Annotated in this window: 16 protein-coding genes; 9 read left to right on the top strand and 7 right to left on the bottom strand. The window is 73.6% G+C overall.

Annotated elements, in window-relative coordinates:
- The first annotated feature begins 112 nt into the window (after positions 1 to 112).
- The 7 genes from AB0N63_RS16045 (at position 113) to AB0N63_RS16015 (ending at position 8,398) form a co-directional block, all read left to right on the top strand.
- Positions 113 to 1,015, top strand: a complete 903-nt coding sequence (locus tag AB0N63_RS16045; RefSeq protein WP_365529766.1) for an LLM class flavin-dependent oxidoreductase — start codon at positions 113 to 115, stop codon at positions 1,013 to 1,015.
- 239 nt (positions 1,016 to 1,254) lie between these two features.
- Positions 1,255 to 2,253, top strand: a complete 999-nt coding sequence (locus tag AB0N63_RS16040; protein ID WP_365529429.1) for an NADP-dependent oxidoreductase — start codon at positions 1,255 to 1,257, stop codon at positions 2,251 to 2,253.
- Positions 2,254 to 2,733: 480 nt separating this feature from the next.
- Positions 2,734 to 2,889: a hypothetical protein gene (locus tag AB0N63_RS16035; protein ID WP_365529427.1), complete on the top strand. Its 156-nt coding sequence runs from the start codon at positions 2,734 to 2,736 to the stop codon at positions 2,887 to 2,889.
- 89 nt (positions 2,890 to 2,978) lie between these two features.
- Positions 2,979 to 5,429, top strand: coding sequence for a DUF4135 domain-containing protein (locus AB0N63_RS16030; RefSeq protein WP_365529425.1), 2,451 nt, complete (start codon positions 2,979 to 2,981; stop codon positions 5,427 to 5,429).
- On the top strand, positions 5,426 to 6,610 hold the full coding sequence (locus tag AB0N63_RS16025) for a hypothetical protein (protein ID WP_365529423.1): 1,185 nt from the start codon (positions 5,426 to 5,428) through the stop codon (positions 6,608 to 6,610). The genes AB0N63_RS16030 and AB0N63_RS16025 overlap by 4 nt, the downstream gene beginning before the upstream one ends.
- Positions 6,607 to 7,896, top strand: coding sequence for a cupin domain-containing protein (locus AB0N63_RS16020; RefSeq protein WP_365529421.1), 1,290 nt, complete (start codon positions 6,607 to 6,609; stop codon positions 7,894 to 7,896). Before AB0N63_RS16025 ends, AB0N63_RS16020 begins: the two co-directional genes overlap by 4 nt.
- A gap of 370 nt (positions 7,897 to 8,266) precedes the next feature.
- Complete coding sequence (locus tag AB0N63_RS16015) at positions 8,267 to 8,398, top strand: hypothetical protein (RefSeq protein WP_365529419.1); 132 nt, start codon at positions 8,267 to 8,269, stop codon at positions 8,396 to 8,398.
- 210 nt (positions 8,399 to 8,608) lie between these two features.
- Here AB0N63_RS16015 and AB0N63_RS16010 read toward each other — a convergent pair whose 3' ends face one another.
- A complete protein-coding gene (locus AB0N63_RS16010) occupies positions 8,609 to 9,766 on the bottom strand; it encodes a M23 family metallopeptidase (RefSeq protein WP_365529417.1) in 1,158 nt (385 codons plus the stop codon).
- A 238-nt stretch (positions 9,767 to 10,004) separates the two neighbouring features.
- Between AB0N63_RS16010 and AB0N63_RS16005 the strand changes: the two genes are divergently transcribed.
- Entirely contained in the window at positions 10,005 to 10,274 is a 270-nt protein-coding gene (locus AB0N63_RS16005; RefSeq protein ID WP_365529415.1) for a hypothetical protein, read from the top strand.
- Positions 10,275 to 10,435: 161 nt separating this feature from the next.
- Here AB0N63_RS16005 and AB0N63_RS16000 read toward each other — a convergent pair whose 3' ends face one another.
- From AB0N63_RS16000 to AB0N63_RS15980, 5 genes are all read right to left on the bottom strand, one after another.
- Complete coding sequence (locus AB0N63_RS16000; RefSeq protein ID WP_365529413.1) at positions 10,436 to 10,723, bottom strand: helix-turn-helix domain-containing protein; 288 nt, start codon at positions 10,721 to 10,723, stop codon at positions 10,436 to 10,438.
- Between the two features lie 428 nt (positions 10,724 to 11,151).
- Positions 11,152 to 11,880: an NAD(P)H-binding protein gene (locus AB0N63_RS15995; RefSeq protein WP_365529411.1), complete on the bottom strand. Its 729-nt coding sequence runs from the start codon at positions 11,878 to 11,880 to the stop codon at positions 11,152 to 11,154.
- A 627-nt stretch (positions 11,881 to 12,507) separates the two neighbouring features.
- A complete protein-coding gene (locus tag AB0N63_RS15990; RefSeq protein ID WP_365529409.1) occupies positions 12,508 to 12,948 on the bottom strand; it encodes a DUF6010 family protein in 441 nt (146 codons plus the stop codon).
- The gene (locus AB0N63_RS15985; protein WP_365529407.1) at positions 12,945 to 13,247 is read right to left on the bottom strand and encodes a DUF3817 domain-containing protein; all 303 of its coding nucleotides are present in this window, start codon (positions 13,245 to 13,247) and stop codon (positions 12,945 to 12,947) included. The genes AB0N63_RS15990 and AB0N63_RS15985 overlap by 4 nt, the downstream gene beginning before the upstream one ends.
- Complete coding sequence (locus tag AB0N63_RS15980; protein ID WP_365529406.1) at positions 13,244 to 13,699, bottom strand: hypothetical protein; 456 nt, start codon at positions 13,697 to 13,699, stop codon at positions 13,244 to 13,246. The genes AB0N63_RS15985 and AB0N63_RS15980 overlap by 4 nt, the downstream gene beginning before the upstream one ends.
- A gap of 522 nt (positions 13,700 to 14,221) precedes the next feature.
- Here AB0N63_RS15980 and AB0N63_RS15975 point away from each other — a divergent pair.
- Complete coding sequence (locus AB0N63_RS15975; RefSeq protein WP_365529404.1) at positions 14,222 to 15,160, top strand: helix-turn-helix domain-containing protein; 939 nt, start codon at positions 14,222 to 14,224, stop codon at positions 15,158 to 15,160.
- Here the strand turns inward: AB0N63_RS15975 and AB0N63_RS15970 are convergent.
- Positions 15,126 to 16,382: a lytic murein transglycosylase gene (locus AB0N63_RS15970; RefSeq protein WP_365529402.1), complete on the bottom strand. Its 1,257-nt coding sequence runs from the start codon at positions 16,380 to 16,382 to the stop codon at positions 15,126 to 15,128. The two genes, AB0N63_RS15975 and AB0N63_RS15970, sit on opposite strands and share 35 nt — an antisense overlap.
- Positions 16,383 to 16,441: the final 59 nt, after the last annotated feature.

Genomic DNA, 16,441 nt, shown 5'->3' with positions numbered 1-16,441 from the left:
GCGACCTCCTGGGTTCGGTGGTGGGCAGGCACAGCATGTCATGCTGACGGCACCGCAGGGCGCGGACATCGGGTGAGGCCCGCGCGGCCGCCGCTGGGCAGGTGTGTTGATCATTCTCCCGACGCGCCGTAGGTTGCGGAACATGACGACCGTACGGATCGGCGTGATGTTCGACCGCGACTGGGCCCCGGAGGGCCTTCCCGGGTTCGCGCGGGAGGCCGAGGCGCTCGGGGCGGACGATCTCTGGGTGGTCGAGGATCTCGGCTGGAACGGGGGTGTGTCCGCCGCGGCCGTGGCCTTGGGGGCCACGCAGCGGCTGCGGGTCGGCATCGGCATCACGCCCGCCCCGTTGCGCAGTCCGGCCCTGCTGGCGATGGAACTGGCGACGTTGGCAAGGGTGTTCCCCGGCCGACTGGTGGCCGGGATCGGACACGGGGTACGGGAGTGGATGGTCTCGGTCGGCGTCGCGCCGCGCTCGCCGCTCGCTCTGCTGGAGGAGACGATCAATTCGGTGCGCGCGCTGCTGCGCGGGGAGCGGGTCGAGCTGGAGGGCCGGGAAGTACGGCTGGACGGCGTCCGATTGGTGCATCCGCCGGTCGAAGTGCCGCCGGTGGTCGCGGGTGTGGTGCGGCCCCGCTCCCTGGAACTGTCCGGGCGGGTCGCGGACGGCACGGTGATCGCCGAGGGGCACGGGCCCCGTGACGTCGCGACCGCCCGGGCGTCTGCCGACAAGGGCGGGGCCCGACCCGAGCACACCCTGACGGTGCTCGCGTTCTGCTGTGCGGGCGACGATGTGCAGCAGGTGGCGCAGACGTTGCGACCTCGGCTGGAGGACCAGGGCGCCTGGCTGGGCCGCCCGCCGGAGCAGCTTTTCACCGTGTCCGGCCGGGCCGGGGAATGCGCCGAACGGATCAACGAGCTGGCGGCGGCCGGGGCGGACACGGTCGTCCTGCGGATCGCAGGCCCCGGACCGGCGCGACAACTGGGCCGCGTCTTGGAGGCCCTTGGCCGCTGAAGTGGCCGGCTGCGCCACGTGCAGGCCGACGACGGCCCGGCCGAAGCGCTGGTGCGCCGCCACCGCGGTGAAGCAGCGCACGAGCCGCAGTTCCTGGTCCGGTCCGGGACCGTTCACCCCTGCAGGCTACGCGTCATGCCGTTTCGGAATGATCGGATTGCCGAACCGGTCTTGGACGGCCGTGCCGTCCCGGGCTTTGACTGAGGGAGCAACGTTTCCCCGAGAAAGCGGCAGGCACGATGAAGGCGATCCAGATCCACGAAGCGGGCGGGCCGGAAGTTCTGCGGTACGACGAGGTGCCGGTTCCCGAGATCGGTCCGGGCGAGGTGCTGGTCCAGGTACACGCGGCGGGCATCAACCCGCCGGACTGGTACCTGCGTGAGGGGATGAAGGTCATGCCGGCCGAGATGAGGCCGGTGCTGGAGTTCCCCCTGATCCCTGGAACGGACATGTCGGGCGTGGTGAAGGCGGTCGCTCCGGACGTGCCGGGGTTCGCCGTCGGTGACGAGGTCTTCGGCATGCTGCGGTTTCCCGGATTCGACGGCCGGACGTATGCCCAGTACGTGGCCGCGCCGGCTTCTGACCTGGCGCACAAGCCGACCGGTATCGACCACGTGCAGGCGGCCGGGGCGCCCATGGCCGTGCTTACGGCCTGGCAGTACCTGATCGATCTCGGCCACGACGTGCCGTCTCCTTTCACCGGCCAGGTGCATCAGCCGGTGCCGATCACGCCGGGGATGACCGTGCTGGTCAACGGGGCCGCCGGTGGAGTGGGCCACTTCGCGGTGCAGTTGGCGAAATGGAAGGGGGCGTACGTCATCGCGGTGGCCTCGGGCCGGCACGAGCAGTTCCTGCGCAGGCTCGGCGCCGACGAGTTCATCGACTACACCACGACGCAGGCCGCGGACGTGGTCAGCGGTGTCGACCTGGTGATCGACACCGTCGGCGGCCCGGACAGCTCACGCTTCCTGACCATGCTCAAGCGCGGAGGCACCATGCTTCCGGTGTTCTTCGCTCAGTACGACCCGGACGAGACGGCGCGTCTGGACATCACCGTCTCGAACATCCAGGTACGTTCCAACGGCCCCCAGCTCGCCGAAATCGGACGTCTGTTCGACGAGCGTGCACTCCAGGTCGGGGTGGACAGCACCTACCCGCTGTCCGAAGCGGTCAGCGCTCACACGCGAGCCGCGCAGGGACACATCCAAGGCAAGATCGTGCTGACCGTGGCCTCGTGATCGCGTCGCGGTCACGACGACGGAGCCGCCCCCGTCAAGGTGCGGGCCTGTCCGCTGCACACGGGGAACACCGACGAGAGCATCCGGACGGTCTCGACCGGGATCTGCACGTTCAGCTTGCGAGGGACGCGGGCACCGGCCTCGGCCCGCTCCCTCCCACGGGCCCCTGACCAGGCTGAAGCGCTCCGGGGCCGGTGGACGCTCCGTGCGTTGACTCCAGGCGCCGGTCGGGCCGCGCGGTCGGCCTGCTCGTCCACGGCGACCGCGCACAGCCGCACGGCCTCGTCCGGCACCGCACTCCCCGTTGGGGTGCCGAAGTGAGGACGACACCTCTCTCGTCCTTCCGCACTCGTCGGTCACGGTCCGTGATTGGCCAGAAGTCGTCTGTGCCAGCCCTGTTTCGGTCGTCCTCCGCTGCCTAAGCTCGGCCGAGTTGTCGCGGCATCACCGAGTGTCTCTTGTCGATCCAGGAGGACCACCGTGAACCAGCTCACCACCCATGAGGGCCAGTCCCGCACCGAAGCCCGTCCCACCGCCGAGGAGGAGCTCGACCTCGTCATCGGCGAGCTGGAGCAGGAGATCCCGGCCCGCACCGGAGCCGCGGCCGGCACCTGTATCCGCGTCTACTGCTTCTGACACCAGCCGCGGTCGACGGCAGGCCGCGGCACGGTACACCGGGTGCCGTTCCGCCCCAGGCGGGGCGGCACCGCACCGGGAAGGACGCCATGACCCAGGTGCTGTGGCAGGCGGAAGCGGTCGCGCCGACCGTGCGGGGAAGCGCCCCCGCGCTCGGCCCCGCCGCGCGCCGGGTGATCGACGCCGTGCGGGCGGGCGCCACGGGCGCCTTGTTCCCTCCGGTGCTGCGCCTCGGTGAGGACGGCCTCCTCGCCCATGACCGCTACCTGACCGGTGAGTCGGATGCCGCGCTGCTGACGGCTGCGCTCACCGATCCCCGCTTCGCCCCGCTCCACTCGCTGCTGGACGCCCTCGACGTCTGGTGCGGCCGCACCGCCGCCCAGCACACCGCCCTTCTCGCGCCCGGAGTGCTCGACGTCACCGACGGCGCGCTGTTCGGTCCGCTGGTGTGCGAGGCGTTCACCGCGTGCGCTGCCGGCGTCGCCTACGACGCCGAGGAGGAGTGCGCCCGCTGGACGGGCTTCCTGGACCGCTTCCTGCAACGTCTCGCCCGCGACGCCGGCACTCCCTGGTTCGACCAGCTCGACCTGCGGCTGCCGGTGACCGGCATCGAGGCCCAGGGCGCGGAGACCCACAACGGCCGCCGCCGAGTGCTGCGGGTGCGCCTGAGCGGCGGCAGCATCGCCTACAAGCCACGCCCGGCCGGCGGCGAAGTCCTCTTCCTGCCCCCGGACGACTCCGTGTTCGCCTTGCTCAACGCGTTGCCGAGCGCGTCCGGTCCGGTACGTCTTCCCGTACTGCGCTGCACGCCCGGCTCCGGCCCCGACGGAGGGGAGTACTCCTGGCAGGAGTGGCTCGAACCACCAGCGCAGTGGGGCGTGATCCGTTCGGGGAACGGCCGGCGGCTGCACGGCACCCGGCTCGGCCCGCGCCAGGCGGAACGCTACTGGCACCGGGCGGGCTCGCTCGCCGCCGCAGCGTTCCGCTTCGGCATCGCCGACCTCGGCGAGGGCAACCTCCTGGTCGGCACCCGGCCCCAGGACCGGGAACCCCTGCCCTGCCCCGTGGACCTGGAGATCTTCCTGACACCGCTGCGGCGGCTCCACGACACCGGGCTCATCGCCGACGAAGCCGCCGGGGACCATCACCATCCGGGCTTCGAGGACCGGCCCCGCTGGTGCACGGTCGACGGACCCGTCGCCCACTTCACCGAGACCACCGACGGTGGACCCCGGCTCGTACGGCGGGACCGGCCCTGCACCCGGGTCGCCACCCGCACGGTCGTCGCCGACACCCACGGACGCGCCGGACAGGGGCCCTACCTGCCGTCCTTCCTGCGCGGCATGTTCGACGCGTGGACGCTGATGTCCCGCCATCACGACCGCGTCCGCGCCCACCTCCAGCGGGCGGCACCGGACACGTACGTCCGCGTGCTGCTCAAGCCGACGGCGGCGTACACCGAGGCCCTGGCCGACCGCCTCACCGGCACCGGGACCCGAGCCGAGGCGCCGTCCACGACCCGGCCCGGCGGCACCCCCGCGACCGTGCCCCAGGAGGTCGTCGGCGCCACGGGCGAAGCCGTCCACGGAGCCCTCGCGGAACCCGTCTTCGGCCCGGCCGAGACGGCCCAGCTCGACGTCGGCGACGTCCCCTACTTCTTCCGCCGCGCGCACGGCGGCCCACTGCTGCGCACGGCAGACCCCGCCCACTGCCCCGGCCCCGCCGCCCACCTCACCGTCCCCGCGGACCCCGACCCCGCCTGGCCGCCGTCCGCCGCCGTGCTCGACGAGCGCGGCCGGGACCTGGCCGGCCTGGGCGTGGCACTGCGCGACGCGGTCGAGTACGCCTGCGCCACCGCGGGACCGGGCACCTTCGAGGGTGACGGCGTCCGGGTACGCGTCACCGACCGGCACACCGGCGAGGCCGAGTTCACCTGGACCGAAGCGGGACGGCGGATCACGTACACCTGGGACCGGGAGAGGGTCCGCATCCGCGTGGAGCCTTTCGCCCTTCCCGAGCCGGCGCCGGACGTCCGGCGGCGGCTGCTGCGCATGGACCGGGTCGACGCGGTCCTGCGCGCCCGCTGGGTGGCCTCCGGCTTCACCGACGAGGCGACGGAGAAGCGGCTGGTCGCCTTGACCACGGCGGGCATGGGATGGCTGGCCGGCGTGGTGGCCCGGCACGGCTGGCCCGGTCACGCCCTTGTCGGGCCGGCCGCCGCGGCCGCCGCGTGCAGGCTCGTCCAGCACGCCGAGGGCCCCGTCGCCTTCCAGCAGGAGTGCCTCCGGCTGATCCAGCGGGCGGCCCGGGAAGGGGACCTGCCGAGGCGTCAGGTGGCCTACGTCACCGACGCGCTGCGGGTCGGCCAGGGCCGCCCGCAGGTGTACGGGACCAAGTTCCGCATGTACGAGGGAGAGTTGGAGCCGTGTCCCATCGAACAGCCCGACCGGGTCGACGAACTGCGGCGCAACCTGGGGATGGAACCGCTCGCACGTTACGCAGGCCGCCTGCGCAGCCGCTACCGCACCCGGACCCGGTGACCGCCGCCTGGGACGACCTGGCCGCCCGCCACCGGGGGCGCGAGCCCGCCGTCGTCCCCGCGCCCGGCGGGACGGACGCGGTCGACGCCCTGCGCGCGTACACGGTCATGGTGCGGGCGGCACGGCCCTTCCGGGCCGGCACCCGGTTCCGAGCGCTGCCCGACGTGCGGTTCCTTGTCGAGGGCGGACAGATCCGGACGCCCGGCGATCTGCTGCCCGGCCCGCGGGACGACACCGCCGAGCGGTACACCTTGCGGCTCGACGGCCGGACGGGAGGGAAGGGCCGGCTGCTCGCCGTGGAGCAGCCGCTTCTGCTCGACCACGCGCTGTGGGCACAGGTACGCGACCTGGTCGCACCGCTGTGGGAGCGGATCGGCCATCCCGTGCTGCCGGTCGTCGCCGAACTCGCCCTCGGCGAAGGGATCACCGACAGCGACGGACTGCGGCGCGAACCCGCGCACTCCAGCCTCGTATGGGTGCTGCACGGCAGCGTCACGGTACTGCCGGAGCACCCCCGGGACGGTCATGCCCTCACGGCCGGCACCGGGGAGCTGCTGCACTGGCCCGCGGGACGACCCCACGCCCTGCGCTACGGCTCGCGGACCCTCGCGCTGCGGCTGCTGGTCCCGGCCGACGCCCGCCTGCTGACGGAAGCGGTCAAGGACGTCGTCGCGGGCCTGCTGCACGAACGACGCGGCCACGACCACGTCCCCTGCCTGCCGTACCCGCCCGCCGACGAGGAAGGCGGTGTGCCCGGGATACCCGAACTGTGGGAGGCGGCACGGGACTTGCGGCAGGTGACCGGCGAGGAGCGGCTCGGCCGCATCCTGCGCGTCCTGTGGGCGCGCCGGGTCAGCGCTGGTGCGCTGGAACCCGCACCGGCTCCCCGGGCGCCCGTCGCCCTCGCACCGGAGGACCGGCTGCGGCCCGCCTCGCCCGTCGTGCGCATGCCGCTCGACGAGGAGCAGGCGTGGATCTGGGCCGTCGACGGTCACGCCTTCTCCCTGCGGGGCACGCTCGGCGAGCGCGTCCTGCACCTGCTGCGGCAACCCGGCGCGCACACCGTCGCGGAGCTGTGCGCCGAAGCCGGCCCCGGCCGCCAGGCGCAGGTCGCCGCGCTGCTGGGCAAACTGCACGCCCTGCGCGGCGTGGACGTGGCAGGGAGGACGGACACGGCATGAGCGAGGAACCGATCCTGGCGGTCGAGGAGGAGTTCTCCTGGAGCACCCTGGTGGAGCGGTACTGGGACCGGCGCCCGGTCCTGTTCCGCTCCGTCGCTGAGTCGCCGTTCACGGCCCCGGAGGTGTTCCGGGCCGCCGTGCGCGCCTGCGCCACGGGCGCAGCGGACTCACCCGTGCCGCCCAACGTGCAGTTCACGGTCGACACCGTCCAACGTGATGACGCCGAGGAGGTGTTGCCCGTCGGCGGGGACGGCGCTTTCGACGCCTACGACGCACGGCTCGCCGCCCGCCTGGACGAGCGCCGGTACGCGTTGGTGGTCAACGGCTTCCACGCCTTCGACCCCGCGCTGTGGTCCCGGGAGCGCGCGTTCTTCGCCCCTCTGTGGCACACCGCCGGCCTGCCGCTGACCGGCGCCATCACCACGTTGTTCCACGGCACCTACGAGCACAGCCCGGTCGGCGTCCACAAGGACCGCTTCGCCACCTTCCTGTTCGGCCTGCGCGGCCGCAAGCGGATGCGGTTCTGGCCGCGCAGGCCGTGGGACGAACCCGTCTCGACCAAGACCGACTACGCCCGCCACATCGCGGCGTCCGTGCCTGCCGAGGTAGGCCCCGGCGAACTGCTGTACTGGCCCGCCGACTACTACCACGTCGGCGAGAGCGCCACCGCCGCCCCGGCGACCAGCGTCAACGTCGGCATCCCCCGCGACGAGCACCACACCGGCTACGAACTCGAAGACCTGCTCGCCGACCTGGACCCGGCCCGGCTCGCCGGCCGCGGCGGCCTGGACACCCTGCTGGGCACCACGGACGCCCCCCTGACCGCGCCCGGCGCCGCGACCGGAGGCGTCCTCGCTCCCACGCTGCCCGAGGCGCTCACCACCGCCGCGCGGGCCCTGTACGACTTCGCCGAACCCGTCGCGATGCGCCGCCGCGTCGCCGTGCTCTCCCTGCGCCGCTGGACCGCCGGAGGCTTCGAGCCGGTTCCGCCCGCCGCGGCGCCCCGCGCCCTCAGTGACGCGGACCGGTTGCGCGGCGACCCGCAGGCGCCTGTGCTGTGGGCGCCGGACCCGGACTCCGGCACCCTCTGCGCGGCGAACGGCCACGAGACCCGCACCCCGCTGGCCCCTGACGAGGTGCGCCGGCTCACCCGGGCGCCGTCCGGGCCGGACCCGGTCGCCGTCGGCGTCCTGTTGAAGGCCGTCGCCCCGGGCGCCCGGCGCGACGAGGGCCGTGCGCTGCTCGAACGCCTGGAGAGCTTCCGGGCGTTCCACCGCGCGCCATGACGCGGCCGGCGGAAACCGCTGCCTGCTCACGGCGAACCGCGCCACGGCGTGCCGGCCCCGCTCGGTCTTGGAGGAACTGGCGGGCCTCCTCGAGTGACGGGGCACGGCGGCTCCGACGCCGAGCGCGACTACTACCGGCGCACCGGGATCTTCCCCCCGACGCACATCGTCGCGGTCCGCAAGGACCTGGTGCACCGGTCCGAGGATCTGCGCTCGGTCCACCGCGCCTTCGTCAAGGCCGAGGACATGGCCGGACGCAAGTACATCGAGGGCGCCGCGAAGCAGCACATGAGCCTGGTGACCGCCTGGTTTCAGCAGCCTGTTCGCACACAACCGCGGCCTGCTCGGCGAGGACGGGTGGCCCTACGGCGTGCGCGCGAGCCGCAAGTCGGTCGGCGCCTTCCTGCGCCACCACTACGAGCAGGACCTCTTCGAGCGGCTGCTGACCGGCAGTGACATCTTCATCCCCGAGCCCCTCGACACCTGGACTCCCGAGTCATGAGTCCTGCTCAGACGTGCGGAGTTGGTCCGGTCCTCGGCCCTCCGGACGCAGCCGGCGGGCAGGCCGCGCGGACCTGGTCGGGACTCCGCGGACGCCGTCCGAACGGTGCGTCCGCTGCCGGACGTGCCGGCTCGTGCAGTTCCGCAGCCGCCCAGTTCGGACAGATCCGCAACCCTGCGGTCTTCCTCGCGGGGCGCCCTCCGGGCGCGCTCAGCCGCCGTTGGCGAGCCAGGCCTCCGGGTCCGTGTACTGGCCGTCGAGGAGGACCTCGAAGTGGAGGTGCGGGCCGGTGGAAAGTCCCGTCGAGCCGACGAGCCCGACCGGGGCGCCGGCGCTCACGCTCTGGCCGGCGCTCACCTGGAGGACGGACAGATGGCTGTAGGTGGTCTCCAGCCGTTTCCCGTCGATCGTGCCGTGGTCGATCACGACGCGGTAGCCGTAGGCCGAGGTCATGCCGGCGAACTCGACCCGTCCCCCTCGCGCGGCGGACACCTGCGCCCCCTGCGGCGCGCCGAAGTCGACACCCGTGTGGAGCTTGGTGACCTTGGTCAGCGGGTGGGTGCGCGAGCCGAACGGCGAGGTGACGGTGAGCACGGTGACGGGCGGCCGCAGCAGCGCGCCGGAGAGTGGGCCGCTGTCCCGCTCGGGATTCTGCCGGACCAGGGCGTCGTACCGCGGCAGCCGCTTCCTGACCCCGGCGACGAACGCACGGGCCGCGACGGGCACCTTGCCTGCCCTGCCGACCTCGTCCACCCCGGCCGCGTACGCGGCGAGCGTGAGGTCTGCGACATCCCCGTTGACGGCGCCCTTCGTCCGGAGGGCGGTCACCTTCTCCGCCAGGGAGCAGTCCTGCCGCCCCAGCGCCATGATCGCGTCCACCGCGTCGTGCGGTGAGGAACTGCCGTTGCCGTCGTCGTCCCGGCCCCAGGTCTTCCAGCCGGCGTCCGTGAAACGGGCGATGCCGCGCCCGGAGAGGCTCGCGCTGTCGTCCTGCCAGCCGGAGAGCTGATCGATGTGCGCGGCCAGGAGTGCGGGCGAGACGCCCGCGCAGTCCGCGGTCGCCCTGCGCAGCCAGGGCACGAAGGACCCGTCCACGTTGCTGACGGCCGGCTGGGCCGAGCCCGGATCCGAGGTCAGGGCCGTGTCGAGTCTGCCGGTCAGGGCGAGGAAGGCGACCACCCCGGTGGACGCCACCAGGCCGGGCAGCGCGATCAGAGCGAAGGGCCCAGGACCCCGCCGACGGCGTGCGGACGCGCGGGCACCGGCCTCCTCGGCGGTCGTTGAGTCCTTCGCCGGGGCGGGCGCGGCCTCGACTGCGGGCGACTCCGTCATGGTGGGGTGAGTCGTGTCTTCCCTGTCCTCGGTCACGCGCTGGGCCGGCTCCATGGGACTGCCACGGCGGGGCGTGACGCGGGCGGGGTGTATCGGCTCACGGTCAGACGTTAACGGCGCCTCGACCGGGTGTCACCGGCCAAGTGGACACGGTGAACTGCCTCATGGGGCACGGCCGTTGCCCGCGCGTCAGCATGGGCGGCCCTGGGAGTCGCGGCGTCGCGGTCCGTCCCGCTCCTGCCCTCGCCGCCTGCGCCAGCACCCACCCCGCCAGGTGCCTTCCGCGACCTCCTCGCCCAGCAGGCCCGCAGGCCCGTGTCGGCCTGACCGCGCTCCCGGCGGCCGCCGCACCCTCGGCGGCGGACGACCGGAGGCACCGCCCAGCGGCGGCTGCCGCCCCGGCGACGGCCGCCCCGACCTGATCGCCTACGGACCGAACGGCACGTACGTCCACGGCCCGACCGGCTCGACGGCCGCCCCCTTGAAGCGGCAGACGACCACTCTGTACGCGGGCGGGGGCGCCAAGTTCAACGACATCGCGTAGGTGCGGCCTTCCGGGCCCCGGGCGGCCACGGCGATCGTGACGAGGGGCAAGGGCCGGGGGGCCGGTCCGGTCATGTCCGGAGGAGAGCGGTACGACGGTGGTCACGGTCGAACGGCGGGGCCGGCGCGGGCACCGGCCGGTCCGGCGCCGTCCCGCCCCGGTCAGGGGGTGAGGGTCGTCTGTGTCCCGCCGATGCACTCGGCGCGGCGGGCGGACGGCAGCAGTCGCACGGCGTGGTCGGCGCCGCGCAGCAGTTCGGGTACGGGCACGCCGTAGTGGGCGGAGAGCCGGTCCAGATCAGCGAGGGTCCAGTGGCTCGCGCCCGCCTGCTTGCGGGACACCTGTCCCCGGCTCGCCCCGATGCCGTCGGCGAGGTCGGCCTGCGTCTCCCCGGTCGCGAACATCAACGCCGCCACCGTGAGTCGCACGTGGTGCTCTGTGCTGGACATATGTGAATCCCCTGTGACGCATGGGCTGGACACCTCGAATAGTGCCCCGGTCTTCCCCGTTCAAGGGCGGCCGCCGGCCGGGTGATGGAACCGGGTGGGCGCCGCAGATGTCCTGAGCCCGACGCGTGCCCGGGTCGGCGAGCGCCGACCGGTGGCACGCCGACGACGTCGCCGGGGTGCGGGTGCGGCCGATCGCCGGAGCGCCTGCGACCGGCCCTGGCCGGCCGGACACGCGCCGCCGGGAGCGGAAGGTGCGCCGGACGTCACCGCCCTGCCGGTCACCGGCCGTCCGGGAATGCCTCGGCCGCCCATTCGACGGCCTGCTGGTCGACGCTCGGCCATCACCCGTGCCTGCGCTCCCGGGTGCGGAGCCGTGGCAGCCCTTACGACGCCGGCGTCCGCCGGGGCGCCGCGGCGGTTTCCTCGGGTCAGGAGAGCCAGTCGGCGTAGCGGGTGGGGGCGAGATGGGCGTCGGGGTCGGTCAGCACGTCACCCTCCACCACGGCGAACATGCCTGCGGTGGGGTCCGTGACGACCGTACGGGGGTCGCCCTTGTGGGCCAGGGTGATCCGGCCGAGCTCGTCCAGCGCGAAGACCTGCGGGCCGCCGATCGCCCGCACGCCGTTCAGCGGGGCGCCCGTGGCGACCTCGGCCACCGCCTCGGCCACGTCCGCCGCGGCGATCGGCTGGATCGGCGTGGCGGGCAGCCGCACGGTGTCGTCATCGGCCGTCCAGGAGATGACGGCGTCCATGAACTCCATGAACTGCGTCGCCCGCACGATCGAGTACGGGATCGGGCCGGCCATGAGGATCTGTTCCTGGAGGACTTTCGCGCGGTAGTAGTCCAGTTCCGGCACCTGGTCCACACCGACGATGGACAGGATGACGACGTGGCCGACACCCGCCCTGTCCGCCGCGTCCAGAAGGTTGTCCATCGAACTGCGGAAGAAGGCCGGTGAGGCGTCGTCGAAGGTCGGGGAGTTCGTCAGGTTGACGACGACCTGGGCCCCCGCCAGCGCCTCGTCGAGCCCCTTGCCGCTGATGACGTCGACCCCGGTGGACTGCGAGTGCGGAACGGCCTCGTGCCCGGCGGCGTTCAGCTTCGCGACGACCCGCGACCCGATCAGCCCGGTACCGCCGATGACTGCGATCTTCATGACATGCCTCTCGTTCGGACCGTGTGCCGGGCTCGATCCGGGTGTTCCGGCTGGCCGTCCGGTCACCGGCGGGGAAGGGCACGGTCAGCGGGCCGGGGCCGGTTCGGTGTCCGGTGTGACGTGACGAGCGGCGGTCACCGGCCGGTCAGGGAGCAGTGGGCCGCCTCGCGGTCCGGCCGTTCGCCGCTGTCATTCCTGCACCACCACTATCAGCCGGACTGTCGCCCTGCCCCACGGGTGCGGCGCAGACGGGTGACCTCGCACCGCACCGGCTCGACCGCGCCGCCGCCGCGGGCGACCGGGTTCCTCGTGGTCGCACCCCGAACCCCCTACGGACGCGTGGTCCGCCGGCCGGGGATGAGCCGGGGCGCGGACGGCGGCGCCGCGAGCACCGTGGGCCCCGAAGGGGTCCGGTCAACGACGGTGACGGTGGGTCCGGTGCGTCGGACGGGCCGCCTGTTGACGTGGGCTGCCCGGCCGGGTGCCCGCCCCGGAGCACGCCCGGCACCGCCGGCCGTGTCACGCCGTGGTGGCGCGAGCGGGACGGCCGCGGTGACCGGCCGGGCTGCCGGGCCCGGCAGCCCGGACCGGCGTCGGCCCGCCGGCGGGAGCGGTCACCGCGTCCCGTCAGGTCCGCGTGGACGACTGCTCGTGCGCCTGGTGCTCCCCGCGGTGGCGCCGGAACCGGTCGCGGAGGAGGGCGGTCAGCGGAGGCCCTCCGCAGAAGCACCACAGGGCGATCACGGGGTCGCAGACGGCACACGCGAACGAGGAGTCCGGCAGGAAGGGCAGGATCGGATCGCCGGTGAGGTGGTGGACCACGTCCCACGTGGTGTGCAGCAGCCAGCCGACGCCGATGAACGTCCAGGACTCCAGGCCCCGGTAGGCGACGTAGGCCATGACCGCGACGAACGGCAGTTCCCACGGTCCGACGCCGCCCCCGCTCAGGTACGCCGCACCGGCGCCCCCCACCATGACCGCGTTGAAATGTCGCCGGTGCGGTTCCTTGATCGGGGACATCAGCAGGCAGTAGACGACGCCGACGACGACCGGTGACAAGTGGTTCATGAGGCGGCGGTCCTTCCCGCCTCGTGCCGCACGGCGCCGGGGCGGTCGATCCGCCGCAGCGCGAGCAGCCCACCGGCTCCCGGCACGACGGCCAGGACCTTGGCGGCGGTCGTGGCGGCGCCGAGGCGCCAGGTCGTGATCACGACGAACAGGTACGCGCAGCCGTGTGCCGGTCCCATCAGGGAGGAGACCGGCTTCAGGTGGACGGTCGACAGATTGGACAGCAGCACGACGAGCGAGACCAGTTCGGCATGGGCCGCGGCGCGCAGGTGGCGCGGTGGGCGCGAATACATGGTCATACCCCCGTCGTGGAGCCGGGGCGGATGATCATCACAACGGTGACCGTGGCCCAGAGCAGGTTGAAGACGCCGGTCGGCAGCGCGAGACGGTGCGACGGCGGCAGCGGGCCGGCCTTCTCGGTCTCGGCCAGGACTCTCTCCTGGGCTGGCAGGATGACCAGTGCCAGGACGCCTGCGGCGGCGGCGGTGAGCACGATGGAGCTGATCACCCAGGCGTCGCCGAGCACGCCCAGGTCGGCGGCGGTGGCGAGGCCGAACAGGGGCACGGCGATGCCGACGCCCGCGTAGACACGGCAGACGCGGTGCAGCGTCCGCAGGGCCGGCAGGTCGTCGCCCGCCCGGGCGTCGACGACGCGACGCAGTGTCGCGGGGAACATGCTCGCCGCGACCGCGACCGGGCCGACGGCCATGATGGCGGCCAGGACGTGCAGGGAGAGCAGGAGTTCGGTCACGACCGACGCTCCGGGGCGCTCCCCGGCGTCGCGCACCGCACGTGTCGCCCGGAGTGTGAACCCGTCGTCCACCGGCGCGTGCCCGTTCCCACGGGCGCCGGGCACCGGTCGGCCGCGGTGTCTCGCGTCGGCGTGGCGCGTTCGGATGTCACGTCGGGGGTCGGATGCGGTTCCGGGAGGCCGGTGAGGGCCCGCTTCCCGGCGAACCGCTCACCGGCGTGTGCGGCGTGTGCGGTGAGGGACGGGTCCCACTCGTGCTCGACCGACACGCCGATGTCTGCGGTCAGTGGGTCGAGGCCGTCCGGCAGGACGGTCTGGGTGTGCATGGATGGCGCCTTCCGGGGTCGGCTCGTCGGACGTCCCGAAGTCAACCGGTCCCGGACGTGATCGCCCAGTGGCAGGAGTGACAGGCTTCGACGGGATAGTGCCAAGAGCCCCTCGGACGACGTGAGGCGGGGTGACATGGGGTTCTCCGGCTGCCGGACCGTGGCTGCCGGACCGGTGAGGGGGTAGGTTCCCGCCATGCACACCGTCGCCGTACTCGCCCTGGACCGGGTGATCCCGTTCGACCTGTCCACCCCGATCGAGACCTTCTCCCGCACCCGGCTGCCCGACGGACGGCCCGCCTACCGGATACGGGTGTGCGCCGAGCGGGAGGAGGTGGACGCCGGGGCCTTCACCCTGCGCGCCCCCTGGGGCCTGGAGGGGCTGGAGAGCGCGGACACGATCGTCGTGCCGGGCGTTGCCGCCCCCCTGGCGCCGCTCCCCTCGCGCGTGCGCGACGCGCTCCGGTCGGCGGCCGCCGCGGGTACACGGATGGCCTCCATCTGCACGGGTACGTTCCCGCTCGCCGCCACGGGCCTCCTCGACGGACTTCGGGTGACCACCCACTGGAGCGCGGCGGGACTGCTGGCCACCACACACCCGCGCCTCCACGTCGACCCGGACGTGCTCTACGTGGACAACGGCCAGTTCCTCACGTCGGCCGGCGCCGCGGCCGGCATGGACCTGTGTCTGCACATGATCCGCCGCGACCACGGGTCGGCGGTCGCCGCCGACGCCGCCCGTCTGTCCGTGATGCCCCTCGAACGCGAGGGCGGTCAGGCGCAGTTCATCATGCACGACCACGCGCCTGTTCCACAGGGATCGGAACTCGACGCGCTGCTGGCCTGGTTGCGTGACAACCTGGACCGCGACCTCACCCTGGCGGACATCGCCGCCCGGTCCGGAACCAGCACCCGGACCCTGATCCGGCGGTTCCGCGATCACACCGGCACCACCCCGCTCCAGTGGCTCCACCGGGCTCGTGTGCGTCAGGCACAGCACCTGCTGGAGACCACCGACCACTCCGTCGAACGCATCGGTGCCCAGGTCGGGTTCGGTTCCCCCACCGCCTTCCGCGACCGTTTCAAGCGCACCACCGGCGTCAGTCCGCGGGCCTACCGGCGTGCGTTCGGCTAGGACCGCTCTTCCGGATCGCGCCGGGCCCCGTGGCGGACGCGCCGGAGGCGCCCGCCGGCGGGCTCGCCGAGGCGTCCGGGCCGGGTGAGGTGGACGGACTCGCTGAGGGGGACGGACTCGGCGAGTCGGACGGGCTCGGTGAGGCGGACGGTTCCGGGGCCGGTGAACCGCTGGGGAGCGGCGAATGTGTCGGGGAGTGCGAGGGTCGCGGAGTGGGGACTCCTCCGGACGGTGTGGGGATCGGTGTCCTGGTGGGTCTGGGGGTCGGGGCGGGGGGTGCCGGCGAGGGGTCGGGGCCGATGACGATTCCGCCGTCCTTCTCGCCGTTGCCCTTGTCGACGGGTTTCGTGGCCGGGGTGTCGCCGCCCGCGCCGGGGGACGTGGGGATCGTGCCCTTGCCGTCGGGGACGCCGTGCACGCCACGGCGGTAGAAGTCGAGCCAGTAGCGGACGAGGTCGAGGTAGGCGCGGGAGTTGTTGTAGCTGAGGACTGCTGTGTCGAGGTCCGCTGACCGTCGCAGGTCCCGGTCGCCCGCGCACAGGTAGTGCCCGGCCGCCAGGGCCGCGTCGAAGACGTTGTTCGGGTCGGCGCGGCCGTCGCCGTTGCCGTCGGCGCCCCACCTGCTCCAGGTCGACGGCAGGAACTGCATGGGCCCCACCGCGCGGTCGTACACCGCGTCCCCGTCGTCGCGGCCATCGTCGGTGTCCTTGACCAGGGCGAAGCCCCGCCCGTCGAGCGCGGGTCCCGTGATACGGCCCAGAGTCGTGCCCTGCGCGTCCACCGCGCCGCCGCGGGCCTGGCCGGACTCCACCTTCCCGATCGCCGCGAGCAGTTGCCAGGGCAGCCCGCATCCCGGATCCGTACGGGCGACGGACCGCTCGGCCGCACGGTAGGCGCGCAGCACGGTGACGGGGATGCCCGACTCCGTCCTGGCCGCCAGGGCCTGACGGGCGGTCGACGGCCGGCCCGCCACGGGCAGGGGCGGCAGTTCGGTGTGATAGACGCCGTCGCCGGGCGGCGGGGCCGGTGTCGTGCGGGGAACCTCCGTGGCCTGCGGGGGCCTTCCGGCGGCGGCCGGGGCGTCGGAGGCGCTTCGGGCCTCGGCGGGCGGGACGGGCGCCTGTGAGGCGGTGACGGCCGCCACGGCCGCCACGGTGGCGGCGGCGCACCGCAGGCCTTGCCGGGAACGGGCTCGCAGACGTCGTGCGCGGCGTGCGGGCATGGGGGTGTCCCTCCCTGTCGGTACGGTCGGACGCGGCCGGACGCGGTCCGACCTCCGTC

This window comes from Streptomyces sp. NPDC093260 (assembly GCF_040683715.1).
GTDB lineage: Bacteria > Actinomycetota > Actinomycetes > Streptomycetales > Streptomycetaceae > Streptomyces > Streptomyces sennicomposti.
This window is presented reverse-complemented; position numbering and strand designations above follow the sequence as displayed.

Bases quoted from the DNA above. Each gene is read 5' to 3' on its own strand.
- AB0N63_RS16030 (WP_365529425.1), top strand. From the start codon at position 2,979: ATGACCCAGGTGCTGTGGCAGGCGGAAGCGGTCGCGCCGACCGTGCGG.
- AB0N63_RS15970 (WP_365529402.1), bottom strand. From the start codon at position 16,382: ATGCCCGCACGCCGCGCACGACGTCTGCGAGCCCGTTCCCGGCAAGGC.
- AB0N63_RS15985 (WP_365529407.1), bottom strand. From the start codon at position 13,247: ATGACCATGTATTCGCGCCCACCGCGCCACCTGCGCGCCGCGGCCCAT.
- AB0N63_RS16020 (WP_365529421.1), top strand. From the start codon at position 6,607: ATGAGCGAGGAACCGATCCTGGCGGTCGAGGAGGAGTTCTCCTGGAGC.
- AB0N63_RS16040 (WP_365529429.1), top strand. From the start codon at position 1,255: ATGAAGGCGATCCAGATCCACGAAGCGGGCGGGCCGGAAGTTCTGCGG.
- AB0N63_RS15990 (WP_365529409.1), bottom strand. From the start codon at position 12,948: ATGAACCACTTGTCACCGGTCGTCGTCGGCGTCGTCTACTGCCTGCTG.
- AB0N63_RS15995 (WP_365529411.1), bottom strand. From the start codon at position 11,880: ATGAAGATCGCAGTCATCGGCGGTACCGGGCTGATCGGGTCGCGGGTC.
- AB0N63_RS15975 (WP_365529404.1), top strand. From the start codon at position 14,222: ATGCACACCGTCGCCGTACTCGCCCTGGACCGGGTGATCCCGTTCGAC.
- AB0N63_RS16000 (WP_365529413.1), bottom strand. From the start codon at position 10,723: ATGTCCAGCACAGAGCACCACGTGCGACTCACGGTGGCGGCGTTGATG.